The organism is Amycolatopsis dendrobii, from assembly GCF_014145675.1.
Classification (GTDB): Bacteria; Actinomycetota; Actinomycetes; order Mycobacteriales; family Pseudonocardiaceae; genus Amycolatopsis; species Amycolatopsis dendrobii.
Genome location: NZ_JACGZW010000002.1, coordinates 389,625 through 415,223 on the forward strand (window position 1 = coordinate 389,625; position 25,599 = coordinate 415,223).

At 69.1% G+C, this 25,599-nt stretch carries 19 protein-coding genes and 1 pseudogene; 12 read left to right on the forward strand and 8 right to left on the reverse strand.

What is annotated here, in order from left to right; all coding sequences use genetic code 11:
* From H4281_RS05985 to H4281_RS05995, 3 genes are all read left to right on the forward strand, one after another.
* The gene (locus tag H4281_RS05985; protein WP_182889858.1) at window positions 1–1,908 is read left to right on the forward strand and encodes a dipeptide/oligopeptide/nickel ABC transporter permease/ATP-binding protein; all 1,908 of its coding nucleotides are present in this window, start codon (window positions 1–3) and stop codon (window positions 1,906–1,908) included.
* Window positions 1,905–2,879 (forward strand): ABC transporter ATP-binding protein, encoded by a 975-nt coding sequence (locus H4281_RS05990; RefSeq protein ID WP_182889859.1) that lies wholly within the window; start codon window positions 1,905–1,907, stop codon window positions 2,877–2,879. Before H4281_RS05985 ends, H4281_RS05990 begins: the two co-directional genes overlap by 4 nt.
* 96 nt (window positions 2,880–2,975) lie before the next feature.
* A complete protein-coding gene (locus tag H4281_RS05995; RefSeq protein ID WP_182889860.1) occupies window positions 2,976–6,284 on the forward strand; it encodes a serine hydrolase in 3,309 nt (1,102 codons plus the stop codon).
* A gap of 43 nt (window positions 6,285–6,327) precedes the next feature.
* On the opposite strand, the gene H4281_RS06000 is transcribed toward H4281_RS05995, so the two are convergent.
* The 3 genes from H4281_RS06000 to H4281_RS06010 form a co-directional block, all read right to left on the reverse strand.
* Window positions 6,328–6,528, reverse strand: coding sequence for a hypothetical protein (locus tag H4281_RS06000; RefSeq protein ID WP_182889861.1), 201 nt, complete (start codon window positions 6,526–6,528; stop codon window positions 6,328–6,330).
* 71 nt (window positions 6,529–6,599) lie between these two features.
* Window positions 6,600–7,241, reverse strand: coding sequence for a response regulator (locus H4281_RS06005; protein WP_182889862.1), 642 nt, complete (start codon window positions 7,239–7,241; stop codon window positions 6,600–6,602).
* Complete coding sequence (locus H4281_RS06010) at window positions 7,229–8,428, reverse strand: sensor histidine kinase (protein ID WP_182889863.1); 1,200 nt, start codon at window positions 8,426–8,428, stop codon at window positions 7,229–7,231. Before H4281_RS06010 ends, H4281_RS06005 begins: the two co-directional genes overlap by 13 nt.
* A 149-nt stretch (window positions 8,429–8,577) precedes the next feature.
* Here H4281_RS06010 and H4281_RS06015 point away from each other — a divergent pair, with 149 nt between their 5' ends.
* From H4281_RS06015 to H4281_RS06030, 4 genes are all read left to right on the forward strand, one after another.
* Entirely contained in the window at window positions 8,578–9,318 is a 741-nt protein-coding gene (locus H4281_RS06015) for an ABC transporter ATP-binding protein (RefSeq protein ID WP_182889864.1), read from the forward strand.
* Window positions 9,319–9,323: 5 nt separating this feature from the next.
* Window positions 9,324–11,894: an FtsX-like permease family protein gene (locus tag H4281_RS06020; protein WP_182890238.1), complete on the forward strand. Its 2,571-nt coding sequence runs from the start codon at window positions 9,324–9,326 to the stop codon at window positions 11,892–11,894.
* 11 nt (window positions 11,895–11,905) lie between these two features.
* Window positions 11,906–13,471, forward strand: a complete 1,566-nt coding sequence (locus H4281_RS06025; protein ID WP_182889865.1) for an amidase — start codon at window positions 11,906–11,908, stop codon at window positions 13,469–13,471.
* A gap of 646 nt (window positions 13,472–14,117) precedes the next feature.
* The gene (locus tag H4281_RS06030; RefSeq protein WP_182889866.1) at window positions 14,118–14,987 is read left to right on the forward strand and encodes a S1 family peptidase; all 870 of its coding nucleotides are present in this window, start codon (window positions 14,118–14,120) and stop codon (window positions 14,985–14,987) included.
* A gap of 40 nt (window positions 14,988–15,027) precedes the next feature.
* On the opposite strand, the gene H4281_RS06035 is transcribed toward H4281_RS06030, so the two are convergent.
* Entirely contained in the window at window positions 15,028–15,768 is a 741-nt protein-coding gene (locus H4281_RS06035; protein WP_182889867.1) for an IclR family transcriptional regulator, read from the reverse strand.
* A gap of 120 nt (window positions 15,769–15,888) precedes the next feature.
* Between H4281_RS06035 and H4281_RS06040 the strand changes: the two genes are divergently transcribed.
* Together H4281_RS06040 and H4281_RS06045 are read left to right on the forward strand one after the other, a co-directional pair.
* Window positions 15,889–17,166 (forward strand): MFS transporter, encoded by a 1,278-nt coding sequence (locus tag H4281_RS06040; RefSeq protein WP_182889868.1) that lies wholly within the window; start codon window positions 15,889–15,891, stop codon window positions 17,164–17,166.
* Window positions 17,163–18,056 (forward strand): 2-hydroxyacid dehydrogenase, encoded by an 894-nt coding sequence (locus tag H4281_RS06045; protein WP_182889869.1) that lies wholly within the window; start codon window positions 17,163–17,165, stop codon window positions 18,054–18,056. The genes H4281_RS06040 and H4281_RS06045 overlap by 4 nt, the downstream gene beginning before the upstream one ends.
* Here H4281_RS06045 and H4281_RS06050 read toward each other — a convergent pair.
* Window positions 18,049–18,885, reverse strand: coding sequence for a TIGR02569 family protein (locus H4281_RS06050; protein ID WP_182889870.1), 837 nt, complete (start codon window positions 18,883–18,885; stop codon window positions 18,049–18,051). The two genes, H4281_RS06045 and H4281_RS06050, sit on opposite strands and share 8 nt — an antisense overlap.
* Window positions 18,886–19,142: 257 nt before the next feature.
* On the opposite strand from H4281_RS06050, the gene H4281_RS06055 reads away from it, so the two are divergent.
* Window positions 19,143–20,315 (forward strand): thioester domain-containing protein, encoded by a 1,173-nt coding sequence (locus tag H4281_RS06055; protein WP_182889871.1) that lies wholly within the window; start codon window positions 19,143–19,145, stop codon window positions 20,313–20,315.
* Window positions 20,316–20,837: 522 nt separating this feature from the next.
* Here H4281_RS06055 and H4281_RS06060 read toward each other — a convergent pair.
* Window positions 20,838–22,316, reverse strand: coding sequence for an LCP family protein (locus H4281_RS06060; protein ID WP_182889872.1), 1,479 nt, complete (start codon window positions 22,314–22,316; stop codon window positions 20,838–20,840).
* A 209-nt stretch (window positions 22,317–22,525) separates the two neighbouring features.
* Between H4281_RS06060 and H4281_RS06065 the strand changes: the two genes are divergently transcribed.
* Window positions 22,526–23,536, forward strand: coding sequence for an MGDG synthase family glycosyltransferase (locus tag H4281_RS06065; protein WP_182889873.1), 1,011 nt, complete (start codon window positions 22,526–22,528; stop codon window positions 23,534–23,536).
* A pseudogene (locus H4281_RS45165) lies at window positions 23,533–23,976 on the forward strand (polysaccharide deacetylase family protein); the annotation flags it as partial. The gene H4281_RS06065 and the pseudogene H4281_RS45165, both read left to right, overlap by 4 nt.
* Window positions 23,977–24,132: 156 nt before the next feature.
* On the opposite strand, the gene H4281_RS06075 reads toward H4281_RS45165, so the two are convergent.
* Complete coding sequence (locus tag H4281_RS06075) at window positions 24,133–25,131, reverse strand: M56 family metallopeptidase (RefSeq protein ID WP_182889874.1); 999 nt, start codon at window positions 25,129–25,131, stop codon at window positions 24,133–24,135.
* A 3-nt stretch (window positions 25,132–25,134) separates the two neighbouring features.
* Window positions 25,135–25,512 (reverse strand): BlaI/MecI/CopY family transcriptional regulator, encoded by a 378-nt coding sequence (locus tag H4281_RS06080; RefSeq protein WP_043828018.1) that lies wholly within the window; start codon window positions 25,510–25,512, stop codon window positions 25,135–25,137.
* Window positions 25,513–25,599 lie beyond the last annotated feature (87 nt).

Below are 25,599 nucleotides of genomic sequence, written 5' to 3' on the forward strand. Positions count from 1 at the left end.
ATGGCGAAACGGCGCGGACAACAATGGCTGGCCGCCGTGCGCACCCCGCTCGGCGCGTTCTCCGCGGCCCTGCTCGTGCTGGTGATCGCGCTCGCGGTGCTGGGCCCGATCCTGTGGCAGAACGCGGCTTCGGCGATCGACACGAACGCGATCAGCCAGGGCCCCTCGGGCGACCACCTGGTCGGCACCGACGAACTGGGCCGCGACATTTTCTACCGCGTGCTCGTGGCGACCCGGCTGTCGGTGGTGCTGGCGCTGATCGCGGCGGCGCTCGGTGTCGCGAGCGGTCTCGTGCTCGGCATGCTGCCCGCGGTACTGCCGCGTCCGCTCGGCAGACTGCTGACCGCGGCGATCAACATCGCGGTCGCGTTCCCTGGCCTGCTGCTGGTGCTGTTCTTCGCGGTGATCTTCGGCGTGGGCACGCAAGGCGCGGTGATGGCGATCGGGTTCGCGCTGACGCCGCAGTTCGCCCGGCTGACGCAGACGTTGTCGGCTTCGGTGGCCGGGCGGGACTTCGTGTCCGCTGCCCGGGTCGCCGGAGTGGGCCGGATCCGGTTGCTGTTCCGGCACATCCTGCCGAACATCGGCGAGCCGCTGGCGGTCAACGCCACCATGGGCGCCGGTGGTTCGCTGCTGGCGTTCTCCGGATTGTCGTTCCTCGGAATCGGTGTGCAGGCCCCGGATTACGACTGGGGACGGCTGCTCAACGAAGGCCTCAACGGCATTTACGTCAACCCCGCGGCGGCACTCGCGCCCGGCGTCGCGGTGGTGATCGCGGGACTGGCTTTCAACCTGTTCGGCGAGACTGTCGCCGGGGTGATCGGCGTGCGGACCCGGTTGCCGCGGTTGACTCCCCGGGTGCGCCGAAAGTCCAAAGTGGACTCCGGGGCAGCGGACGACGCCGTACTGGTGGTCGAGAACCTGGAAGTCGCGTTCCCCCGGCCGACAGGCTGGACGGTTCCGGTGCGCGGTGTGAGTTTCACGGTGCGGGCGGGCGAGGCGATCGGAGTGGTCGGCGAATCCGGTTCGGGCAAGAGCCTGACCGGGCTCGCGGTGTCGCGGCTGATCGAATCGCCGGGTTCGGTGACCGCGGACCGGCTGGACTTCGCCGGAACCCCCGTGCTCACCACGCCGGAACGCGAACTGCGGACGCTGCTCGGCACGTCGCTGGCGATGGTGTTCCAGGACCCGATGACGTCGTTCAACCCGACCCGGCGGATCGGCCGCCAGCTCGCCGAGGTTTCCGAGCAGCACCACGGTCTTTCGCGGGCCAAGGCGTTCGAACGGGCCGTCGACCGGCTGCGTGCGGTACGGATTCCGGCGGCGGAACGGCGCGCGAAGCAGTATCCGCACGAGTTCTCCGGCGGCATGCGGCAGCGCGCGATGATCGGCATGGGCCTGATGGGCGACCCCCGGCTGATCATCGCGGACGAACCGACGACCGCGCTGGACGTGACTGTGCAACGACAGCTGCTCCGGTTGCTGGCCCAGACCCGCGCCGAACGGGACACCGCGATCATCCTGATCAGCCACGACATCGCGGTCGTTTCCCAGACGTGCGAACGGATTCTGGTGATGTACGCCGGACGGATCGTCGAGGATCTGCCCGCCGCCGGACCGGACATCACACCGCGGCATCCGTACACGCGGGCGCTGCTGGCCACGACACTCGACCTGGACACGGACCCGGACGCGCCGCTCGCGGTGATCCCCGGCCGTCCGCCGGAACCGGACCGGATGCCGTCCGGCTGCGCGTTCGCGAGCCGGTGCCCGGTGGCGACCGACCGGTGTCGCGAGGAGGACCCGGAACTGACCGTGCTCGCGCCGGAACACCGGGTGGCGTGCTGGCATCCGGATGCGGCACTGTCGGAAGAAGCGGGACTCGTCGTGGCGGGAGGGGCGGAATGAGCGAGCTGGCTTTCGATTCGGTCAGCGTCCGGTACGGCGGACGGCGCGGGCTCACCGCGGTGGACGGCGTTTCGCTGACCGTCCCGGCGGGCAAGGTCGTCGGGCTCGTCGGCGAGTCGGGCTCGGGCAAGTCGACGCTCGCGCGGGCAGCCGTCGGACTGTCGCCGGTGAGCGCCGGACGGGTGCTGCTCGGCGGCGTCGACGTGCGGAAACTGCCGCGCCGGCGTCCGCTGCAGATGGTGTTCCAGGATCCGTATTCCTCGCTCAACCCGCGGATGACCATCGGCGAGTCGATCGCCGAAGCCATGCCGCGCGGGACCGACCGCGCGGCCGAGGTCGCCCGGCTGCTGGAACTGGTCAATCTCGATCCCGAACGGGCCACGCATCTCCCGGGGCAGCTGTCTGGCGGGCAGCGGCAACGCGTCGCGCTCGCCCGGGCTCTCGCGGGCCGGCCGGAGGCGCTGATCGCCGACGAGATCACCTCCGCGCTCGACGTTTCGGTGCAGGGCGCGGTGCTCAACCTCGTGCGTTCGGTGCAGCGGCAGCTCGGCCTGTCGATGCTGTTCATCTCGCACAACCTCGCCGTGATCCGGTATCTCAGCGATTTCGTCGCGGTGATGTACCTCGGCCGGATCGTCGAGGCGGGACCGGCCGAGCAGGTGCTCGCCGATCCGCAACACCCCTACACCCGCGACCTGCTCGACGCCGCCCCGTCGGCGCACAAGTCGCTGTTCGACGCGGAACCCGGTGCGACCGCGGACGCGGAACCGCCGGATCCGCACTATCCGCCCGCGGGCTGCCGGTACCACCCGCGCTGCCCGGTCGGTCCTCTCGTGCGGAGCGACCGCGAGATCTGCCTCCAGGCCGATCCGGCCGAGGACTCCGCGCCCCGGCGGCACGCGTCGGCCTGCCATTTCGCCGAATCCGGCCAAAAGAAGGCCGCCCCCCACTCGGCACGTAACCGTTGCTAAGAAGCCATTGGGCCGTGGCTGTGGCCGGATCAGGAACGATCAGCACAGTGCCGAATCCCAGGGCCACGAGCCCGCGATCTCTCAAGGAGCCAGCGTATGACCCGCCGTCTCGGCATCGATGACCTGTACGACCTCGCCGCGCCCAGTCAGCCCGCCCTTTCGCCGGACGGCAGCCGGATCGCCTACGTGGTCCGGACCGCGGACCGGGAGGAGGACCGGAACGTCGACGCGCTGTGGACGGTCGGCGCCTCCTCCGGCGAAGCCCGCCAGCTCACACGCGGAAACGCGGACGCGGCGCCGAAATGGTCCCCGGACGGTTCGCGGCTGGCGTTCCTGCGCGCCCAGGACGGTCCGCCGCAGGTCTGGGTTCTCCCGGCGGACGGCGGCGAGGCCGAGCAGCTCACCAAGCTCCCGCTCGGCGCGGGCGCGCCGGTGTGGAGCCCGGACGGCAGCAAGATCGCGTTCTCCGCGGCGATCGACCTCGCCGCGGTTGTCGAAGCGCCGCCGGCGAACACGCCGATCGTCGCCGAGCGGCTGGACTACAAGTCCGACGGCCCCGGCCTGCTGAAGACGCTCCGCAGCCACGTCCACGTCCTCGACGTCGCCACCGGCGAAGTCCAGCAGCGCACGTTTGGCGATTGGCACGCGGGCCAGCCCGCCTGGTCGCCCGACGGCAAGCACGTGGCGTTCACCGCGGCACTGGACGACGACGCCGACCTCACCTTCCGGTCCGCCGCCTACGTCCTCGACGTCACCGAGCGGAACGCCGAACCGCGCCTGGTCGGCACCGACGAGGGCATGGCGGCCACGGTCGGCTGGACCAAGGACGGCAAGGCGCTGCTGGTGGTCGGCCGCACCGACACCACCACTGGACACCTCGGTCTGCTGCGCGTTCCGCTCGACGGCGGCGAGACGGTCAACCTGGCCGCCAGCCTTGACCGCAATGTGATGCCCGGCGGCCCCGGCTACCCGGGTGCGCTGCCGCAGCTTACCGAGGCGGGCGACGTCGTGCTGTTCGCGATCCGCGACCGCGGCTGCACTCATCTGTACGAAGTGGACCTTGCCGGTGGCGAGCCTCGCGCGGTGCTGACCGGTGACGGCAATGTGGTGTCCGGAGTGGACTTAGTCGGCGACCAGGCCGCGATTGTGCTGTCCACCAACGAATCCTTCGGCGAGGTCGCCGTCCTCGACCGCGCCACGGGCAAAGTCGACGTGCGAACGAAGCACGGCGACGCAGTGTCCGAAGTGGAATTGTTCACCCGGGAATCGCGCGAATTCACCATCAGCGACGGCACCGTGGTGCAGGGCTGGCTCATCCGCGACGCTGAACGCACTGGCGCGCAGCCGCTGCTGATCGACATCCACGGCGGCCCGCACAATGCCTGGAACGGTGCCGCGGACTCGATTCACCTGTACCACCAGACCCTTGCCGCGCGCGGCTGGGCAGTGCTGCTGATCAACCCGCGAGCCAGCGACGGTTACGGCGAAGCGTTCTACACCGCGGCGGTCGGCGCGTGGGGCCAAGCGGACGCACCGGACTTCCTCGAACCGATCGACCAGCTCGTCGCCGAAGGCCTCGCCGACCCGGACCGGCTCGCCGTCACCGGGTACAGCTACGGCGGCTACATGACCTGCTACCTGACCAGCCGCGACGACCGCTTCGCCGCTGCCGTCGCCGGTGGCGTGGTCAGCGACCTGACCAGCCTGGCCGGCACGTCCGACGGCGGGCATTTCATGGCTGTCAACGAATTCTCCGGACTCTCGTCGGGCCACTACGCGGACTCCTCGCCGCACGCGCAGGTCGAGAACGTCCGCACGCCGACGCTGATCCTGCACGGCGGCGAAGACGTCCGCTGCCCGGTCGGTCAGGCCGAGCAGTGGTTCACCGCGCTGCGCGAGCGGGACGTGCCGTCCCGCCTGGTGCTGTACCCGGGCGGCGCGCATCTGTTCGTTTTGGACGGTCCGCCGTCGCACCGCGCCGACTACAACCGGCGCGTGGTCGACTGGGTCGAGCAGTACGCCGGTTCGCGGGTGCCGATCGAGGCCGCGCACTGGAGCCGGCGGCTGGCGGAACTGGCGCGCAAGCACGATGTTCCCGGTGCGTCGCTGGGCATCCTGCGCGTCGACACCGGCGAGGAGGTGTTCGCGACCCACGGTGTGCTGAGCAAGAAGACGGAGGTCGAGGTCACCGAGGACTCGCTGTTCCAGATCGGCTCGATCTCCAAGGTATGGACGTCGACCGTGGTGATGCAGCTCGTCGACGAGGGGCTGCTCGACCTCGACGCGCCGATCGTCGACGTGCTGCCCGAACTGCGCCTGTCGGACCCAGAGGTGACCAAGCGCGTCACCATGCGGCACTTGCTGACGCACACCAGCGGCATCGACGGCGATATCTTCACCGACACCGGCCGCGGCGACGACTGCGTCGAGAAGTTCGTCGACCTGCTGGACGAGGCCGCGCAGAACCATCCTCTCGGCGCGACTTTCTCCTACTGCAACTCGGGTTTCGTCCTCATGGGCCGGGTGATCGAGAAGCTCACCGGGAAGACCTGGGACGCCGCGATGCGGGACAAGCTGTACACCCCGCTCGGTCTCACCCACACCGTCACGCTGCCGGAGGAGGCGCTGCTGTTCCGCGCCGCCGTCGGACACGTCGCGCCGGATGACCAGGATCCGGCTCCGGCCCCGGTCTGGCAGTTGCCCCGCTCGGCCGGACCGGCCGGCCTGATCACCGCGCGCGCGAAGGACGTCCTCGCGTTCGCCCGCCTGCACCTCACCGGCGGCCTGACCGAGGACGGCACGCGGATCCTGTCGGCGGAATCGGCCGCCGCGATGGCGGAAAAACAGGCGGACGTCCCGGACAAGCACACGCTCGGCGATTCGTGGGGCCTCGGCTGGATCCGCGACGAGTGGGGCGGCCGGCGCGTCATCGGGCACGACGGCAACACGATCGGCCAGTCGGCGTTCCTGCGCCTGCTGCCGGACGCGGGCCTCGCGGTCACGCTGCTGACGAACGGCGGCCACGCCCGGGACCTGTTCACCGAGCTGTACCGGGAAATCTTCGCCGAACTCGCCGACGTCGCCATGCCGCTTCCGCTCGAACCCCCGGCCACGCCGGTCACCGTCGACGTGAGCCGGCACCTCGGCGTGTACGAACGCGCTGGCGCGCACGTCGAGGTGGTGGAACGCGAGGGCGGCCTGCGGGTCGTGTACACGACGACCGGACCGCTGGCGGAGCTGATGCCGGACAAGGTCCAGGAATACGACCTGGTGGCGGTCTCGGACACGCTGTTCGTGCTCCGCATGCCGGGCGGGCAGTTCTGGACGCCGGTGCTGTTCTACACCCTGCCGACCGGCGAGCCGTACCTGCACTTCGGCGCGCGGGCGACGCCCAAGGTGTCCTGAGACTGAAGGGGCTGGGTGTGCGCTGCCCAGCCCCTTCTTCGGGTCAATCCTTGCGGCGGGCCAGAAAACGCACCAGCAACAACACCAGGCACGCCGCCGCGATTCCGCCGCCGATGTACCGGTAAGTGTCCTCCAGCCCGGCGAACTGGCCGAGCGAATTGGCGGCGGCACCGGCGAGAAAAACCAGCCACAGCAAGGTAGTCACAACAGGGCCGCCGGCGGTGCGGCTACGGGAAGTTTCCATGCCGAGAACACTATGGAGAGGCGAGGGCGTCAACCACGCCGCAGACCCCCAACTTCGTGGTAGCGCCTGCGCTACCTCTTCCCGTTCAAATAGGCCAGCACCGCCAGCACCCGCCGGTGCCCGCTGTCCTCCGGCAGGCCCAGTTTCGCGAAGATGTTGCGGATGTGCTTGAGCACCGTTCCGTCGCTGACCACCAGCAGTTCCGCGATCGTGGCGTTGTTGTAGCCCTCGGCCATCAGGCCGAGCACCTCGCGTTCGCGTGCGGTCAGCGCGTCGATCGGGTCGCGGCGGTGGGCCAGCAGCTGGGTCACCACCTCCGGGTCCATCGCCGTGCCGCCGTCTGCCACCCGATGCAGTGAGTCGAGGAACTTCGCGACCTTGCCGACGCGTTCCTTGAGCAGGTACCCGACCGCGCCCTTGCCGTCCGCGAGCAGTTCCGCCGCGTAGCCGGTTTCCACGTGCGCGGACAACACCAGCACCGGCAGCCCGGGGTGCAGCTGCCGCGCTTGCACGGCCGCACGCAGGCCCTCGTCGGTGTGCGTCGGGGGCAGCCGGACGTCGGTGATCACCGCGTCCGGGCGGTCTTCGCGGACGAAAGCGAGGAATTCGCCGGTGTTGTCGAAAGCCGCGGCGACCTCGATGCCCGAGGTGTCCAGCAGCAACACCAAACCTTCTCGCAGCAGGGCGTCGTCCTCGACGATCACGACCCGCATGGCAACTCCACTTCCAGAACAGTCGGTCCACCGGGCGGGCTCGTGAGCGTGACCGTCCCGTCGAAAGCTTCGGCGCGTTTCCGGATCCCGGCCAGTCCGCTGCCCTGGGATTCGTCCGCACCGCCGCGCCCGTCGTCGCGGATGCGGATCCGCAGGGTGTCGACGGTGCCGTCGAGCGTAATCGACGCCTGTTCGGCTCCCGAATGCTTGGTCACGTTCGCCAGTGTTTCGGCGACGATGAAGTACACCGCCGCCTCGACCGCGGCCGGGCGGCGCGCGGAGCTGCGAACGTCCACAGTGCACGGAACCGCGCACCGGTCGGCGAGTGCGGTGATCGCGCCGTCGAGGCCGCGGTCGGTCAGCAGCGGCGGGTGGATGCTCCGCACGACCGTGCGCAATTCGGCGAGCGCTTCGGTCGCCGCGTCCTGTGCCTTGCTGAGCAGTTCCCTTGCCTTGGCCGGATTTCCTTCGAAAAGCTGGTCGGCGATCCCGAGTTGCAGCACGACCGCGGACAGCCGGGCCTGCGTCCCGTCGTGCAGATCGCGTTCGAGCCGGCGGAGTTCGGCACCGTGCGCTTCGAGCGCGGCGGCGCGGGTCGCGGTCAGTTCGACGACCCGGTCGGTCAGCGAAGCCCCGGGCCGCGGGCCGAGAAGCGCCCGCGTCGCCAGCGCTTGCCAGCGAGCAAGCGGCGCGGCCCAAAAGGTGAGCGCGATCATCACGATCCCGCTGAACACGCAGAGCGCGGCCAGCGGCCACGAGTTCACCACGAACGCCAGCGAACTGGGGATTCCGCCGGGCACCAGCCACCAGAACACGCCGGTGAGGATCTGGCGCAGCCCGCCGAGCGGCAGGCCGAACGCGAGCACGCCGACGATGAAGCCGAGCACCGCGTGCACCGTGAGCCACGCGAGGTCCCGCAGACTCGCCGGGTCGCGAATCGGCGAAACGTTGGCGTACGGCTCCGCGATCGGCTCGCCGAGCCTGCGCCCGGCGCGACGGCGTTCGAAGCGCAGCGGGTAGCGGATCAGTTTCAGCGCCACCGGGAGCGCGGGGATCCCGACGCCGATCAGGCACGTCATGAGCACGACCGCCATGGCGAAAAAGAGCAGCATGGCGAGGAACGAGGTCGCGGCCCCGACCAGCAAGTAGCGGAGTCCGGACCACCACGAGCGCAGCCAGCCTTTCACCCGCACAGTGTCCCATTAGGACTTCCTCACCGGGTGTGGTGGTGCCTGCGCTACCCCCAAGACTCCCGCGCTCGGGATCGTTTTCGCGCACCTGTCGCCATAGCTTCGTTACCGACAGAGAATCTGCTGGTCCGAGGAGCGACACGAAGATGAACACAGGCGGAACACACGCCCTGAGGCTGGAAGCGGTGCGCAAGATCTACGGCTCCGGCGACGGCGCGGTCACCGCGCTGGACGGCGTGTCGGTCGGGATCCAGCGAGGCTCGTTCACCGCGGTGATGGGGCCGTCCGGATCCGGAAAGAGCACCTTCCTGCACTGCGCGGCCGGACTGGACAAGCCGAGTTCGGGCAAGGTGCTGCTCGGCGAAACCGAACTCGGCGGGCTCCGCGAGCGCGCGCTCACCGAATTGCGCCGGACCCGGATCGGGTTCATTTTCCAGGCCTACAACCTGCTGCCGTCGCTGAACGTGCTGCAGAACATCACCCTGCCGATGCGGTTGGCTGGCAAGAAGCCGGACGCCCGCTGGCTGCGCGAGATCGTCGACGGCGTCGGCATCGCGAAGCGGCTGGAGCACCGTCCGGCGGAACTGTCCGGCGGTCAGCAGCAGCGCGTCGCGATCGCCCGCGCGCTGATCACCCGGCCCGAGGTCGTGCTCGCCGACGAACCGACCGGCGCGCTCGACACCCGTACCGCGCGTCAGGTGCTCGACCTGTTGCGCACCGTAGTCGACCAGATGGGACAGACCGTGTTGATGGTCACCCACGACCCGGTCGCCGCGTCCGCCGCGCACGGGGTGCTGTTCCTCGCCGACGGCAAGCTCGCCGGCCATCTCCCGCAGCCGACCCCGGAACGGGTCGCCGAGCGGATGACCCACCTCGGGGAGTGGTGACCGCCATGTGGTCGTTGGCTTGGCAGACGACGAAGACCCGGCTGAGCGGGTTCGTCGGCGCGTTCATCGCGATCCTCTGCGGCACCGCGCTCGTCGCGGGCTGCGGCATTCTCATGGAATCCGGTCTTCGCGCCGGAGTCCCGACCCAGCGTTACGCCGAAGCGGCGGTGGTGGTCGGCGGGGTGCAGACCACGAAGCCCCCTGGCGCGGATTTCGGCGAGTCCGAGCAGGTCACCGAACAGACCACGGTGCCCGAAACGCTGATCAAGCGGATCGCCGACGTGCCCGGGGTGCGGCAGGCAGTACCGGAGCAGGACTTCCCGGCGAACGTCGTGACGTCCAGCGGCCAGGTGCTCACCGGCCCGAACGGCACCCAGTCGCGCGGACACAACTGGGACGCGGCCGTGCTGGCCCCGTTCTCTCTGCGCGAAGGCCATGCGCCGGAAGCAGCGAACGAGGTCGTTTTCGACGCGGAACTGGCGGCCCGCAGCGGAGTTTCGGTCGGCAGCACGGTGCGGATTTCGACTCGCTCCACGCCGATGGAGTTCCGCGTCACCGGCATCGCCACGCCCAAATCCGGCACCGGGCTGACCCGGCAGTCGGCCCTGTTCTTCTCCGCCGCACGCGCCGCTGATCTCTCCGGCAAGCCCGGCCAGGTCCACGCGGTCGGCGTGCTCGCCGCCCCCGGAGTGTCGACGGGCGAGCTGGAAGACCGGATCAGCGCGGCAGTCAGCGGCGAACCGGTCACGGTGACCACCGGGATGAGCCGCAGCACCGTCGAATTCCTCGACGTGAGCCAAACCCGGGTGCTGCTGTTCGCCCTCGCGGGTTCGTTCGGCGGGTTCGCGATCCTGGTCGCGGTGTTCGTCGTCTCGAGCACGCTGGCGTTGGTGATCAACCAGCGACGGCGGGAATTCGCGCTGCTGCGGGCGATCGCGGCCACGCCGAAGCAGATCCGCAAGCTGATCAGCGCCGAAACCATGCTGGTCGCGACCCTCGCCGGAGTGCTCGGCGCGGGGCTGGGCGTGGCGGTCGGCTACGGATTGCGCAACGCGTTCGCCGGGATCGGCGTGATTCCGCCCGACTTCGGTCTCGCGGTCGGCCCGCTGCCGCTCGTCGTCGCGTTCCTGCTCGGCTTGGGCGCGGCGCGGCTGGCCGCGTGGTCGGCGGCCCGGCGTCCGGCGTCGATCCGCCCGATCGAGGCACTTGGCGAGGCGGCCGTCGAACGCCGCGAACTGGGCCGGACCCGGGTCCTCATCGGCTGGCTGCTGGTGGTGCTCGGCTTCGGCGGTTCGACCGTCCCGATGTACGTGACCGGCGACGGTGCGCTCGCGGCCTCCTCGATGTCCGCGCTGGTGGTCGTGATCGGGCTCTCCGTGCTCGGGCCGAAGGTGGTCGCCTTCATGACCCGGATCATCGCCCCGGTGCTGTCCGGTGTCTCGCGGATCAGCGGCTACCTGGCCGCCGCGAACAACCAGGCCAACGCCCGGCGGCTCGCCTCGGCGGTCACCCCGGTGATGCTCGCGGTCTCGTTCGCGATCTCGATGTTCTACAGCCAGACGTCGGCCGCCGCGGCCAAGCAGGAGCAGGCCGTCCGGTCGACCACCGCGGACCACGTCCTGACGAGCACCACCGGTGCGCTCTCCCCGGAGGTCGCCGCGGCGGCGCGGGCGCTCCCCGGAGTCGCGGCCGCCACTTCGGTGATCCGCACCGATGTCGTCACCACGGTCCCGGAGGAGAAACGGCTGCGCGTGATGAAGTACCCAGCGCAGGGATTGGACGGCGACCAGGTCCGCGGTGTGCTCGACCTCGGCGTCGTGTCCGGGAACCTGGCCGACCTGCGCGGCGACACCGTCGCGATGAGCAAGGGCGAAGCCGATTGGTACGACAAGAAAATCGGCGACGAGGTCGACTTCTGGTTCGCGGACGGACGGCCGGCCAAGGTGAAACTGGTCGCGGTCTACACGCACAACCAGGCTTTCGGCGAATATGTACTGCCCGCCGGCCTCGCCCGCGCGCACACCGGCGACCGGATGGACAATTCCGTTCTGGTGCGCCAAGACCCGAACGCTGATCCCGCTGCGATGACCGCCGCGTTGCGCAGTCTCAGCGCCCGCTACCCAGGTCTCACCGTGACACCAGGCTCCACCGTTTCCGCGGTGGAAAGCGCTTCAGGACAACAACAGTTCTACCTGAACCTCGTCGCCGTCGGCGTGATCCTTGGCTACGTAGTGATCTCGGTGGCCAACACGCTGGTGATGACCACAGCGCAGCGCTCCCGTGAATTCGCCCTGCTGCGATTGATCGGCACCACGCGCGGCCAAGTCGTGCGAATGATGCGCCTGGAAGCGTTGACGACCGCCGGTGTCGCGGCATTGCTCGGCACAGTAGTGGCAGCAATTCCGTTGGTACTGCTCAACCTTGCCCTGCGCGATACCCCGCTGCCGTCCGGAACCCCCGCGGTATTCGGCGGAATCATCGCCGGAGCCTTCTTGCTCAGCCTGGTCTCGCTCGGTCTGTCCACTCGGGTCACCCTGCACGCCAAGCCCATCGACGCCATTGGCCTCCGCGAGTAAAAGGAAGAACAATGCGCACCTCACTGAAGCGACTTTCAGTGGCAGCCCTCACCGCGGCGGGCCTGCTCCTGCCCGCCGCGGCGGACGCCTCGCCCTCTCGTTTCCTGGACCAAACCACAATTCCCGATCTGCAGCGCGCCATGGACCACCGGCAACTGACGTCGGAACAACTCACTCGCGGCTACCTGCGCCGGATCGAAGAGCTGAACCCCGAACTGCACGCCGTCGTGCAAACCAATCCAGACGCCCTGTCGGCCGCCAAGGAAAGCGACACCCGCCGCCGAACCCGCTCCTCCCGCAGCGCCCTGGAAGGAATCCCAGTACTGCTGAAGGAAAACACCGACACCGCGGACCGGCAAACCACCACCGCGGGCTCGACCGCCATGCTCGGCTCACGGCCAGCGAAAGACGCGTTCCTGGTCCAACGCCTGCGCGCCGCCGGTGCGGTCGTGCTAGGCAAAGCGAACCTGTCGGAATGGTCGAACTTCCGCTCAGGCGGCCAAATCCCGGGTTGGAGCGGTATCGCGGGCCAGACCCGCAACCCCTACGCACTGGACCGCAGCCCATGCGGTTCGTCCAGCGGTTCGGCAGTAGCCGCGGCAGCCGGCCTCGCAACGGTCGCCATCGGCACCGAAACCGACGGTTCGATCGTGTGTCCAGCGGCCTCGACCTCGACCGTCGGCGTGAAAACCAGCCTTGGCGTCGTGAGCCGCACCGGCGTCGTGCCGATCACCGCCCAGCACGACACCCCCGGGCCGATCGCACGCAACGTCACCGACGCCGCACTAACCCTCTCCGTACTAGCCGGTGCCGACCCAGCAGACCCCGCCTCCGTAGCCGCCGCTTCGACAATCCCGAAAGACTTCCGACTGGACCGCGACGCCCTGCGCGGCAAGCGAATCGGCATCTGGCGAAAGGGCCACACCGGCATCGACCAACAAGCCGACCGGATCTTCGAGTCCACAGTGCACACTCTGCGCTCACTGGGCGCCACGGTCGTCGACGGGGCAGACGTCGAAGACATCTCCTGGTCAGTCAAACCGGATCTGCTCCCCGCATTGCTGACCGAGTTCAAACACGACCTGAACGCCTACCTCGCCGCGACCCCCGGCAACCACCCGCGGAACCTGTCCGAACTGATCGCCTACAACGATCAGCACCGCGACGTCGAGATGCCGCTGTTCGACCAAAGCTTGCTGATCGACTCGAACAAGGCCGACAGCAACCTGAACGACCAGGCCTACCGCCGCCACCGCGCCACCGCGACGGGCATCGCGCAACGATCGATCGACGACGTACTGGCCTCAAAAGGCCTCGACGCAATCGTCACCCTGAGCGACTTGCCCGCCTCACCGCTGGACCGCCCAGGCGACCCGCGGTTCCTGAGCAGCACCCGCAACACGTCCGTCGCCGGATACCCGAACATCACCGTGCCAGCCGGGTTCGTCGGCCCGCTGCCAGTCGGGATCTCGTTCCTGGGCACGAAATACCACGACGCGCAGTTGCTCAACTTCGCCTACGCGTACGAGCAGGCGTCGCACGCGCGGCAGGCACCCCGGTACCTGCCCGCTGCGTAAGCGTGCGGGCGTGAACGCGGGACGGGCCTCTCGGCTCCCGCTCGCACCTGCAGGACGGCGCCCGTCGGCTAGGGGAGCTTCGCGCGCCGTCGCCGTTGAGCCCGGCAGGGGTTTCCGCCTCCGACGAACGGCCTGGCGTGCAGGGACGTCAGCAGGAAGCCGCCCGGTGCGCCACGTCGGCTGGTTCTCCGCATCGCCCTGCCGAGCGCCGCGCCGGGAACCTGCGCGCGCCCCGGAGAAGCCGGATCGCCCTGCCGAGCGCTGCTGCCGGGAACCCGCCGCGCGCCGTGCCCCGGAGAAGCCGTATCGAGGCCGCCCCCGAGAACCCGCCACGCCCCCCGGGAAGTAACCGCCTCAAGGCCGTCCGAACCACCCCGGCGCCCGCCGGATGTCCCACTGATCGGGAGCAACCCGCACAATCCGGCCGCTGCCGCCAAACGGCCCAGCGTCCAGGCAAAACACCCCCGCGCCGTTAGCATTCCGTGACCAAGTCCAAACTAGGCGTATCAAGCGCGTCAGTTTCTACCTAAGTCACCGGATTAATCGGGCAAACTCACTCATTCGGCTTAACAACTTCGCTATCTTGGTCCCCGTGGTGCACGCAAAGTCACGTTCCGCTCAGTGGGCGAGCCTTCGGCTGGGCGCCGTGGCGGCCGCCACGGTCCTGGGGGCCGGGCTGGCCGGGGCCTACGTCGGCCTGCACCGGACGGCGGAGGCTGAGACTGCCAAGCCGGTGTCGAACGTCGCGGTCGCGCGCAGCGCCGGCGGCAACGCGGGCAACGCCAGCAGCACAGTCAGCGGTGGGACCGGCAACGTCGGCGGTGCCAGCAGCAAGGCGCAGCCGCCCGCGCTGCCCGACCACCCTACCCCGTTCAGCGTCAAACTGTCCTCAAAGGACATTCCGGAGAAGGGCGGCGGCGTCCGTACCGGCGGGTGCAGCGGTTCGCTGATCGCCCCGCAATGGATCGTCACCGCGGGCCACTGCTTCCACGACCTCGACGGCACGCGCGTCAGCGGCAAACCCGACTACACGATGACCGCCGCGATCGGGAAGCTCACCGACTCCGATCCGCGCGGGCACGTGCTGAAGGTCGTGGACACGCGCCAGTCCGCGGTCAACGACCTCGCGCTCGCCAAACTGTCCGAGCCGGTCACCGACATCGAACCGCTCGCGCTGCCGGACGGTCCGCCGGATCCCGGTCAGCACACGACCTTCGTCGGCTGGGGATCGCTGTCCTCGAAGGTCATCGTGCAGACCGACCACATCAAACGCGGCGACTTCCAGGTCGACGAGGTGCGCAAGAACGAGATCACCCTTGAACCGCTGAAGAAGCGCACCGTCGAGAACAGCCCGTGCCCGGACGACTCGGGTTCGCCGTTCTTCGTGCCGGTGAAGGGCAAGAACACGCTGATCGCGGTCGAGAATTTCGGCCCGGACTGTCCGCAGCCCGGCATCGAAACCGCGGCGCGCGTGGACCAGCTCGTCTCGTGGATCCGGGGCGAAATCGGCACGTGAGCGGCGATGCCGGTGAGAACCGGCATAAACGCGCACGACCTCAGCGGGGCAGCAACGCCGCCAATTCCCTTGCCGCAGCACGCAAAGCAGGCACGAACTCCTCTAGCTGCGCAACGCTCAGCCGGTAAGCCGGTGCCGCGGTGGACAGGGCGGCGATCGCGGTCCCGTCCGGTGTCCGGATCGGAACGCCGACCGCGCGGATGCCTTCCTCGTGCTCCTCGTCGGCGATCGCGAAACCGCGTTCGCGCACTGCCGCGATCTCCGCCGCGAACGCCTCGCGCGCGGTGATCGTGCGCGGGCCCAGCGCGGGCAGTTCAAGCGAAGCGACCAGCTCATCCCGGTTGGGCGCGAACGCGACCAGGCATTTGCCCATCGACGTGCAGTGCAACGGCCCGCGCGCGCCCGGTTCGCCGCGGATCTGCAGCCGCTGCGACCCCTGCACCGAGTGCACGTAAACCTGGTTGTGCCCGTCCAGCACGGCCAGCAGCGTCGGCTCGCCGGTCTCCGCGGACAGCTTCTGCATCACCGGCAGCGCGACGCCGGCGAATCCGCGCGCCTGTGACACCGACTGGCCCAGTTCGAACAGCCGCAGCCCCAGCGAATACCGCTTCGACACCGGGTCATTGCGCGCGAATCCCTCGCTCTGCAAGGAACTGAGCAGCCGATGCGTGGTGCTCACCGGATACCCGGCGGCGCGCGCGAGCTCGGACAGCGGCACGCCCTCGGGGTAGCCGCCGAGCAGGGACAGCACCCGTAAAGCCTTGCCGACCATGTCCGCCATCGGACCCCCTTGACGTCCCGCGCGCGGCGACGCACACTGCCTCTCACCGCATTGCGGAATAGCTTTCCAGATTACGGAAAGCTCGTCAAGGACTTGGGTCAGCGGCGACAGGAGTACCGAATGAACACCGTCGAGCAGGCGGGCACGCTCGGGAGGCAGCGCTGGCTGCGGCTGATCCCGATCGTCTTCGTCACCTACAGCCTCGCCTACCTCGACCGGTCGAACTTCTCGATCGCGACCGCGGGCGGGATGGCCGAGGAACTGAACCTCACGAGCACGACGTCCGGCCTGATCGCCGCGTCGTTCTTCCTCGGCTACTTCCTGCTGCAGGTCCCCGGCGTGCTCTACGCCGACCGCCGCAGTGTGCGCAGCCTGATCTTCTGGTCGGTGCTCGCGTGGGGCGTCCTGGCGACCGCGCAGGGCCTGCTCAGTTCGGTGCCGGTGCTGATCGCGGTCCGGTTCCTGCTCGGCGCGGTGGAAGCGGCGGTGCTGCCCGCGCTCGTCGTCCTGCTCGCGCGGTGGTTCACGAAGGCGGAACGCGGCCGGGCCAACGCTTTCCTGATCCTCGGCAACCCGGTCACGGTGATGTGGCTGTCGGCGGCTTCCGGGTACCTGATCGAGGCGACGTCCTGGCGCGGTATGTTCATCATCGAGGGAATTCCGGCGCTGATCTGGGCTTTCGTGTTCCGCGCGCAGGTCCGCGACCGGCCCGCCGACACGCCGTGGCTCGACCCGGCCGGACGTGCCGCGGTCGAGAGCGCGATCGCCACGGAACAGGCGCAGCTGCCGGAGCCGGCTGAGCGGCCGGTGCGGGAAGTGTTGCGGTCCAAGGCGGTTCTGCTGCTGGCGGCGCAGTATCTGTTGTGGAGCATCGGGGTTTACGGCTTCGTGTTCTGGCTGCCGTCGATCGTCAAGGCGGGTTCGTCGGCCGGGATCGGCGCGACCGGTCTGCTGTCGGCGATCCCGTACGCGTTCGCCGTGGTCGCGATGCTGATCAACTCGCGCGGTTCGGACCGGTCCGGGGCGCGGCGGCGCTTCGTGTGGCCGTGGTTGCTCGCCGGCGCGGTCGCGTTCTACGGTTCGTACCTCTTGGGCAAGCAGCACTTCTGGTGGGCGTTCGTGCTGCTGGCGATCGCCGCGGTGGCCCTGTACGCGCCGTACGGCCCGTTCTTCGCGATGATTTCCGAACTCCTGCCGCAGCGGACCGCCGCGGTGGCGGTGGCCGTGGTCAACGCCGCGGGCGCGCTCGGCGGGTTCCTCGGGACCTACCTGGTCGGCTGGCTCGAATCCGCCACCGGCAGCACGGCCGCCGCGTTCTTGATGCTGGCGGGGACAATGGCCGCAGCCGCGGTGCTGGTGCTCGCGGTTCCGGCGAAGACGAAGGAAAGGCGAGTATGACCGCGCGTGTACTGGTGCCCTGGTCCGACATTTCCGTTCCGGCCGAACTGAACGCGGTCGTCTGGGACGGCCGCGGCACCCCGCCGGACGGTCTCGACGACGTCGAGTTCTACGTCCTGCCCTACGACCAGGGCCCGGCGGCGGCCAAGCTCATCCCGGAACTGCCGTCGCTGCGCGCGGTCCAGACGCTGTCCGCCGGTTACGACAACCTGCTGTCGCTCGTCCCGTCCGGGGTGCAGCTGGCGAACGGCCGGGGCCTGCACGACCTCAGCGTCGCCGAGCACGCGCTCGCGCTGATCCTTGCCGCGCAACGGTATTTCCCGCGCTGGTTCGCGCAGCAGCGGACCGGCTCGTGGGACCGGGCGCACACGCGCTCGCTCGCCGACTGCCGCGTCCTCCTGGTCGGCTACGGCTCGATCGGCCGCGCCATCGAGCGGTACCTGGAAGCAGGCGAAGCCGAGGTGGTCCGGGTCGCCAGCACCGCTCGCGCCGGTGTGCACGGCATCGACGAACTGCCGGAACTCCTGCCGACCGCGGACATCGTCGTGCTGGTTCTGCCCGACACCCCGCGGACGCGCGGCCTCTTCGGCGCCGCGGAACTGGCTTTGCTGCCGGACACGGCGCTGGTCGTGAACGTCGGACGCGGCACCGCCGTGGACACTGACGCGCTCACCGCCGAGGTCTCCGCCGGCCGCCTGCGCGCCGCGCTCGACGTCGTCGACCCGGAGCCGCTGCCCGCCGACCATCCTCTGTGGACCCTCGACGGCGCGATCATCACCCCGCACATCGCCGGCGGTTCGGACTCGTTCTACCCGCGTGCGAAGCGGCTGGCCGAACGGCAGCTCGCGCATTACGCGAAGGGCGAGCCGCTGGAGAACCTGGTCAACTGAGCACGGCCGCGACGGCGGGCTGGTAGGCGGCGAACTGGGCCGGTGTCCAGTGCTCGGCGACGTCGTGCGTGACGATGCGGTAAATGAGCGCGCGGATCAGCATCTGCTGCCATTCCGGCAACTGCGCCCAGCGGCCGATCAGGCTGGGATCCGCGTCGTACCAGCACAACGCGTCGGCGACGGCCACCGCGGCGGCCCAGGCCGGGGGACGCCAGTAGACCGCCCAGTCGATCACCGCTGGCGGCTCTCCCGGTGCGAAGAGGACGTTGCCGGGGAGATCGCCGTGCACCGCCTGCGCGGCCGACTCGACCGGACGACGCGCCTCGAACAACGGGCGGAGGAGGTCACGAGCGGTCGCCGAGCCTTCGGGCGGCAATTCTCCCCAGGCCATCCGGTCTCCGACGGCCCAGGGATCCGTGCGGAAGTCGAGGAAGTCCGGACGCGGCAGCCGGGCGATCGCCTCATGGAACGCGATCCCGGCCCGGATCGCGTCGTCGGGCCGGGATGTGTCCGGGCGGCCGGAGACCAGCAAGCTCGCCTCCCAGCCGGGCGACGGATGACCGCCGGATGAATTCCGGACGGCGGATGCCCCGTTCCCGGCTATCCATTCTCCGTCGAGAGTCCGCAGCGGCCGGGCGATCCGGAACTCCGCCGACTCCGCCACCTCGGCGAGCGCCTCCGCCCGCCATCGCGTTTCCGGAGCGAACTCCACCGGTTTCAGCACGATGTCCCCGGCGCGCCAGGTCTCGCCTTTCCCGCCTTCCAGCCGAACCGGGACACCGGCACAGCCGAACGCGGCGAGCACGTCCGCGGGAGGTTGCTTGTTCAACCGTTCTACGCCCTTTCTCTCGGGTTTTCGCAGCTCCTTGCACATGTACCCAGAGCAACGCAAGGGGAGGAACGACTCCGACTGATGGTAGTAAAGCGCATTCAGGGGACCACCCACAGTGCACATGTGAGCCCTGTGTATGCTTCGCCATCGCTTGACTGGGTGGATTCTTCACCCGAATTGGTGGCCGTCGTGGTCGGGGAGATGTGGTCTCACGCGGTCCGTCGTTCGTGGTTCGGGACTGGATGGGAGAAAGCATGCACGGCAGGTCAATTCTGGTCCGGGGAGGGGCCGCGGTGGTGTCCGCGGCAGCGGCGCTCATGATCGCCGCGCCGGTCGCCCTCGCCGACGACAACGCCCCCACGGCGCGCAGCGGCGCGGCCTCGGGCACCTTGGAGCACGGCGGCACTTCTGGCTTCGACGTCAACGTCTCCGGCAAGGGCACGGTTCAGACGACGCTGTTCAACCTGAAGCTGTCCGACGGTGCCGTCTCGAAGATGTACTGCGTGCAGATCGAGGTCGGCGCGCGCTTCGGCGAGACGATGGTCGAACACGCCTGGAACGACTACCCCGACGCGAAGTCGCCGTTCCGCAAGAACAACAAGAACATCAACTGGGTGCTGCACCACAGCTACCCCTCCGAGGACGCGGCGTCGCTCGAGAAGACGCTGACCGACAAGGGCGCCAAGCTCCACGACGGTCTGTCCACGAAGGAAGCGCTGACCGCGACGCAGGCCGCGGTGTGGCACTACAGCGACGGCAAGGACCTCGACGCCGAGAACCCGCTGGCCAACGGCTCCCCGGACGAGGCGGCTGACGTCCTCGCGCTGTACAACTACCTGACCGGCGACGCCAACACCGGCGTCGAGGAGAAGAAGCCGACGCTGAGCATCACGCCGGCCAAGGCAAGCGGCGAAGCGGGCACGAAGATCGGCCCGTTCACCGTCGCGACGACCGGCAGCGTCACCGACTTCACGAGCAAGCTCCCCGAGGGCGTGAAGGTCGTCGGCGAGAACGGCGAGGAGATCAAGTCCTCGGCGATCAAGAACGGCACGAAGCTGTTCCTGGACGTCGCGAAGGACGCGAAGCCCGGCACGGCCGAACTCGCGGTGAAGGCCGCTGGTGACGTCAACACGGGTCGCCTGTTCGTGGCCAAGAACTACGCGGACAAGCCGGCGCAGTCGCTGATCGTGGCGCAGTCGCAGAAGAGCACCGTCGAAGCCGCCGCGACCGGCACCTGGACCGAAACGGGCCCGGTGACCACCGCGCCCGCGACGACCGCCCCCGCGGCCGGCGGCAACAACTCGGGCCAGACCCCGCTGGCGAACACCGGCGTGAACGCCGCCCTGCCCATCGGCATCGGCGCAGCCCTGGTGATCGCAGGCGGCGCGATGATCCTGGTGGTCCGCCGCCGTCGCAGCAACGCCTGATTTAACGCATAACCCAGCTTTAGCAACGGGCCGGTCCTCTTAGGGCCGGCCCGTTTTGCGTCCCCCGCCGCCCCGTCCGAGGCACGTGAGGGCCACCTGCAGGGACTCTGATTCCGTCAGGGGTCCCCCTCACGACCCGCTCGCTCGCTCGCCCCGCGCCCTCCGAGTTGTGCCCTCCGAGATGTGCCCCAATGTGGCATTGGGTGCATCGCATGCACCGAACGCCACATTGGGTGCGTCTGACGCACCCAATGCCACATTGGGGCGCTACCCGCCCTCAACCGGCGGCCGCAAGCACAACCCCGCCAACCACCCGAACCACGCGCCGGAAACCGCGGCCAGCGCACCCAACTCGAAGTGCACCCACCACCACCCCCGCACCCCGATACGAAGCCGGAATGCGGTCTGGGGTGGCTTGTCAAGGCATCTTTCCCGCCTTGACAAGCCACCCCAGACCGTCATCACAATCAAGCTTCGGGGTGCCCCACGCAACCCCGCCCGCGATGCGCGACGCACGAGCAGTCAGTTCACGCAAGTAACCCCATCAGCTGTAATCTCCGGCGCACTTCCAGCGCCCCCAGCCGGAGGCTCCATAACCGCCGGAGCAGCAGCCGGATGCACCCCGGCATCATCCGAATACTTCTGCCCCAAATAAACCCGGAAATGATCCTTGTCCAGGGAACTGTCCGAAGCCACCGCAACCCCGCCAAGCTTCGTCGCAATAGCCTCAGCCTGACTGCGCTGCCCCCGCCCGTAGTAAACGGTAGAAGTCCGCCGAGTAGCGCTATTGGTCACAGATCCCCGCTGATACCCAGCAGCGGCAAGCTTGTCCGCAACCCGGTTCGCCAGCCCGTCCACGCCAGAAGAGTTCCGCACATCCACCACATACCCGGCCAGCGCCGGATCCCCAGAAGCAGAAGACGGCGGCGCGGAAGCCGAAGACGACGGCGACGAAGCACTCCCGGTCTGCTCTCGGACAAACTTCTGCACCTGCTGAGGATCCACCTGCACCGCATCCCCGTCATTGGGCGTCTTCAGCGTAATGCTGACCACCGGCACGGTGACGAAGTTGATGCTCCCAGCGCTCATCCCGTGCAACTGCTGGGCAAACCCGAGCAAATCCCAGTTGGTATCGACAACGACAGCCTTCTTGACCGCCCCAATCAACGCATCCAGCTTGCCGGGGTCGGTAAGCGTCCCAGCGGAAAGAATGGTCTTAGCCATACTGGCCATAAAGACCTGCTGCCGCTTGATCCGATCCAGGTCCCCGTTGGGCAACCCGTGCCGCTGCCGCACGAACTGCAACGCCTGCGCCCCAGCCACATTCTGCGGCCCGGCGGCAAAATTAGCCCCAGAGTAAGAATCCCGAACCGGTGCCTTGAGGCAAACCGGCACCCCGCCAACGGCCTGGCTAACGTAGTAAAACCCAGCCAGGTTAACCGCCGCGTAGTGCGTAATAGTCAACCCGGTCAACTGCTGCACGGTCTCGATCGCCGTCTTGGCCCCAGCCTGAGCCGAGTCGGTCTCCAGTTGCGCCCCGGACTCGCCCTGAGCCTTCAACTCGTTCTTCCGGGCGGTCTGCCCATAGGTATAAGCCGAGTTGATCTTGTGCTTCCCGAACTTCCCGGCAAGCTGGACATACGAGTCGCGCGGGATGGAGATGGCGGTGGCGTTCCCGCCGCCCGCCGGGATGTGCACGACGATCATCGTGTCGGTCGTGTCGCCGCCGTCCTCGGCTCCGCCCGCGTGCAGTTGGTCGAGCACGTCCTCGGGCAGCGGGTTGCCCTCCGCGTCGGTGCGCGTGTCGAGGCCGACCATCAGGATGTTCTGCTCGTCCATCGGCGAGTTCGATCCGGAGCCGATCACATCGGACCTGGTCAGGCCGTCGGTGATCTGGTTCAGCTTCGACCACGCGAACGCGGTGCCGCCGAGGACCAGCAGCGAAACTACGGCCAGGAGCACCTGGGCGACGCGGAGCGCGCTGGAAGTCTTGCGACGCATCGGGGTTCCTCTTCCTGCCACATCCGGTGGTCGAAAGACCCACGGTAGCGGGCGTCTCACCTGGACGGGTTACCGCTTACCCCAAATTGCGGAGAGGGCGCCCGGAATGTCGGACCGAGGGTGTATCTCCGCGGGCGGTCCGGTCTCGACTCTCATTCTACAGCGATGTAGTTTTACTACAGCCGTGTAGAAGCAGAAAGAGGTGCCCGATGGCCCGCGTGGTGATCGTGTCCGCCCGGATCGGAGCGGGACACGACGGTGCCGCCAGGGAGCTGGACCGGTGGTTTTCCGGCCGCGGCGCACACGTCGTCCGCGCCGATTTCCTGGACCTGCTCCCGGGAAGGCTCGGCGAACTGCTCTGCGGCGCCTACCACCAGCAGCTGAACACCATGCCGCGCAGCTGGGACTGGCTCCTCAGCGCACTCGGCACCCCCGCGCTGGCTGGAGCCGCCCGCCGGTTCGCCGGGCTCGCCACGCCGAAGATGCGGGAGCTGCTGGGGGAGAACACCGACGTCGTCGTGTCGACCTACCCGCTCGCGACACATGCCGTCGCGAGGCTGCGGCGGTCGAACGAACTGACCGCGCCGCTGGTCGTCTACCTCACCGACCCGTCGGTGCACCGCCTGTGCGTGAGCCCGGACGCGACGCTCACCGTCGCTCCCAACGAAACCGCCGCCCGCCAGGCCCAAGCGCTCGGCGCCGGTCGCACGCTCGTCTCGCGTCCGCTAGTCGCGCCCACCTTCCGGCCCGCCGCCGGGATCACCGAACGGCTGCGGCTCCGGCTCGCCTTCGGTCTTCCGCACGACGGCCCGCTCGCGCTGGTCGTGGCCGGCTCCTGGGGCGTCGGCCAAATCGGACAGACCGCCGACGACCTCCTCGCGACCGGCCTCGTCGAACCGGTCGTAGTGTGCGGCCGCAATGAAGCGCTGGCGGAAAGACTGCGGAAAACCGGACATCGGCACGTATTCGGCTGGGTCGACCGGATGCCCGAATTGATGCGCGCGTGCGATGTCGTGGTGCAGAACGCGGGAGGGCTGACGACGTCCGAGGCACTCGCGACCGGCCTCCCAGTGCTGACCTACCGCTGCCTGCCCGGCCACGGCCGCGCGAACGCCGCCGTGCTGCACAACGACGGCATCGTGCCGTGGGTCCATTCGCCAAGCGAACTCACCGAGGAGCTGGAGTGGTTGCTGCGCCGACCGGTCAAGGCGGCCGGATGATCCGCGGTCTCGCCGCGGCAGCCGTCGCGCACGCAGCACCAGCGGCGTTCTTCGTGCCGCAGCTGAGAACGCCCAAACTGGCCGGACGAGGCGACCCCAGCCACGTAGCACTGACCTTCGACGACGGCCCGAACCCGCAGTCCACCCCGCAGTTCCTCCGAGAGCTCGAGAAACTGGACGTCCGCGCGACCTTCTTCGTGCTGGGCAGGGAACTGGCCGCGGCACCGGAATTAGGCCGGGAGATCGCCGCGGCCGGGCACGAGATCGCAGTGCACGGCTGGGATCACTGCTGCTTCCTGCGCCGCTCGCCGAAGGCCCTTCACGACGATCTGGCGCACACCGTCGAGCTGATCGAACTCGTCGCAAACCGGCGACCCCAGTGGCTGCGCGCGCCGTACGGAGTGTTCAGCGCAAGCGCCTTGGTCTCGGCGCGCATGCTTGGACTTCGGCCCGTTTTATGGAGTACCTGGGGATTCGACTGGACCAGTCGAGCCACTCCGCGCTCGGTCGTGCGCACCGTGTGCCGAAAGCTGACCGGCGGCGGCACGATCCTGCTGCACGACTCCGACGTCGCCGCCGCGCCGGGAGCGTGGCGGTCAGCGCTTGGCGCAGTCCCGGTGCTGGTGTCGGAATGCCGGCAGCGCGGACTCGCCGTGGGTCCCCTGCGCGAGCACACAAGCGGCGTGCTGGGCGGTCTCGAGTCCGGAGTGGAGATCGGTCGCCGCGTCGAGCGTGCTGGCGGCTGACCAGGCGCACGCGCCGAGCACGACCGCCACGGCCACTGCTGCCAGTGGGTTCCGTCGCGAACCGGACGCCGGGGCGGAAAGCAGCGCACGCACGCGTTGCGGCACCGGCCCACCGGTCGCGGCAAGCGCGAGCGACGGCTGGGACCGGCTGGCCAGCGCGGCCTTCGCGACCGCCGTGGCCACCAGTTTCCGATCGCCGACCCGGTCCGCGGCCGCTTCGTCCGCCCAGCGTTCCAGCGCGAACCGGGCCGCCGAGCCGAGCGGACGCAGCACCGGGTTGACCGTGGTCGCGACCGTCACGATCGCGGCGAAAACGTGGTGTCGCAACCGCAGATGCGCGCGTTCGTGGGCAAGCAGCGCACGGCGTTCCTGAGGTTCCAGCGCGGCGAGCATCCCGCTGGACACCGCGATCCGGCCGCCGCCTCCGGCCACCGCGAACGCGACTGGTTCCTCGCCCGGCAGCAACACGAAGCCAGCCTCGCGGGTGTGCGTGTTCAGCTCGGCGTGCACCTGCCGGTGCCAGCGCGCGTACTGCATCGCCGCCCGCGTCAACGCGACCCCGGCGACGACGAGCGCGACTCCGCTGACGATCGCCAGCGGCAGGTTCACCGCGTCCGCCCCGTGGAACGCGACCGCGGAGAAATCGCCCAGCTCGCCGACAAACGGCAGCTGCGCGAGGCCCGCCGCCGCGAGGACCGCGAGCGTCGCCGTGCTGCCGACGGCGAGCACCAGCGCGGAACCGGCGAGCAGCCAGCTGCCCAGCCGCGGCGACAGCCGGGGCGCGACCCAGCGCGCCACCGGCCAGGACGCCAGCGGCAGCAGCAGCGGAACGAGCAGGTCGAGGTTCACGGGTCAGCCGCCGTTCTGGCGCAGCAGGTCGCGCAGCACGGCCTCGTCCGATTCGGACAGATTCGACACGAATTTCGCCAACACGCTGGACCGGTCCGCCTCGGCGTCGAGCACCTTGCTCATCCGGCGGGCGGCGAGCCCTGGTTCGTCGTCGGCGGCGCGGTAGGTGAACGAGCGGCCCTGCTTCTCCCTGGTCGCCACGCCTTTCTCGAACAGCCGGGACAGGATCGTGACGACGGTGGTGTAGGCCAGCCCGCCGCCGATCCGTTCCTGCACGCCCGCGGCCGACATCGGCTCGTCGGATTCCCACAGCACCGCGAGCACCTCGGCCTCCAGCTCGCCGGGAGCCCGCCGGGCGCTCTCGCCCCGTCCGTTGCGCATGAGCCAAATTCTACCGGTTTGTCGAAGCAACCCGGCTCGCTACTACGTTCATGTAGAATTTCGACAGTTGTGTAGTAGTTGGAGGTG

Bases quoted from the DNA above. Each gene is read 5' to 3' on its own strand.
- H4281_RS06025 (WP_182889865.1), top strand. From the start codon at position 11,906: ATGCGCACCTCACTGAAGCGACTTTCAGTGGCAGCCCTCACCGCGGCG.
- H4281_RS05985 (WP_182889858.1), top strand. From the start codon at position 1: ATGGCGAAACGGCGCGGACAACAATGGCTGGCCGCCGTGCGCACCCCG.
- H4281_RS06080 (WP_043828018.1), bottom strand. From the start codon at position 25,512: ATGCGCAACGGACGGGGCGAGAGCGCCCGGCGGGCTCCCGGCGAGCTG.
- H4281_RS06060 (WP_182889872.1), bottom strand. From the start codon at position 22,316: ATGCGTCGCAAGACTTCCAGCGCGCTCCGCGTCGCCCAGGTGCTCCTG.
- H4281_RS06020 (WP_182890238.1), top strand. From the start codon at position 9,324: ATGTGGTCGTTGGCTTGGCAGACGACGAAGACCCGGCTGAGCGGGTTC.
- H4281_RS06035 (WP_182889867.1), bottom strand. From the start codon at position 15,768: ATGGCGGACATGGTCGGCAAGGCTTTACGGGTGCTGTCCCTGCTCGGC.
- H4281_RS05990 (WP_182889859.1), top strand. From the start codon at position 1,905: ATGAGCGAGCTGGCTTTCGATTCGGTCAGCGTCCGGTACGGCGGACGG.
- H4281_RS06005 (WP_182889862.1), bottom strand. From the start codon at position 7,241: ATGCGGGTCGTGATCGTCGAGGACGACGCCCTGCTGCGAGAAGGTTTG.
- H4281_RS06040 (WP_182889868.1), top strand. From the start codon at position 15,889: ATGAACACCGTCGAGCAGGCGGGCACGCTCGGGAGGCAGCGCTGGCTG.
- H4281_RS06000 (WP_182889861.1), bottom strand. From the start codon at position 6,528: ATGGAAACTTCCCGTAGCCGCACCGCCGGCGGCCCTGTTGTGACTACC.
- H4281_RS06065 (WP_182889873.1), top strand. From the start codon at position 22,526: ATGGCCCGCGTGGTGATCGTGTCCGCCCGGATCGGAGCGGGACACGAC.
- H4281_RS06045 (WP_182889869.1), top strand. From the start codon at position 17,163: ATGACCGCGCGTGTACTGGTGCCCTGGTCCGACATTTCCGTTCCGGCC.
- H4281_RS06055 (WP_182889871.1), top strand. From the start codon at position 19,143: ATGCACGGCAGGTCAATTCTGGTCCGGGGAGGGGCCGCGGTGGTGTCC.
- H4281_RS05995 (WP_182889860.1), top strand. From the start codon at position 2,976: ATGACCCGCCGTCTCGGCATCGATGACCTGTACGACCTCGCCGCGCCC.
- H4281_RS06015 (WP_182889864.1), top strand. From the start codon at position 8,578: ATGAACACAGGCGGAACACACGCCCTGAGGCTGGAAGCGGTGCGCAAG.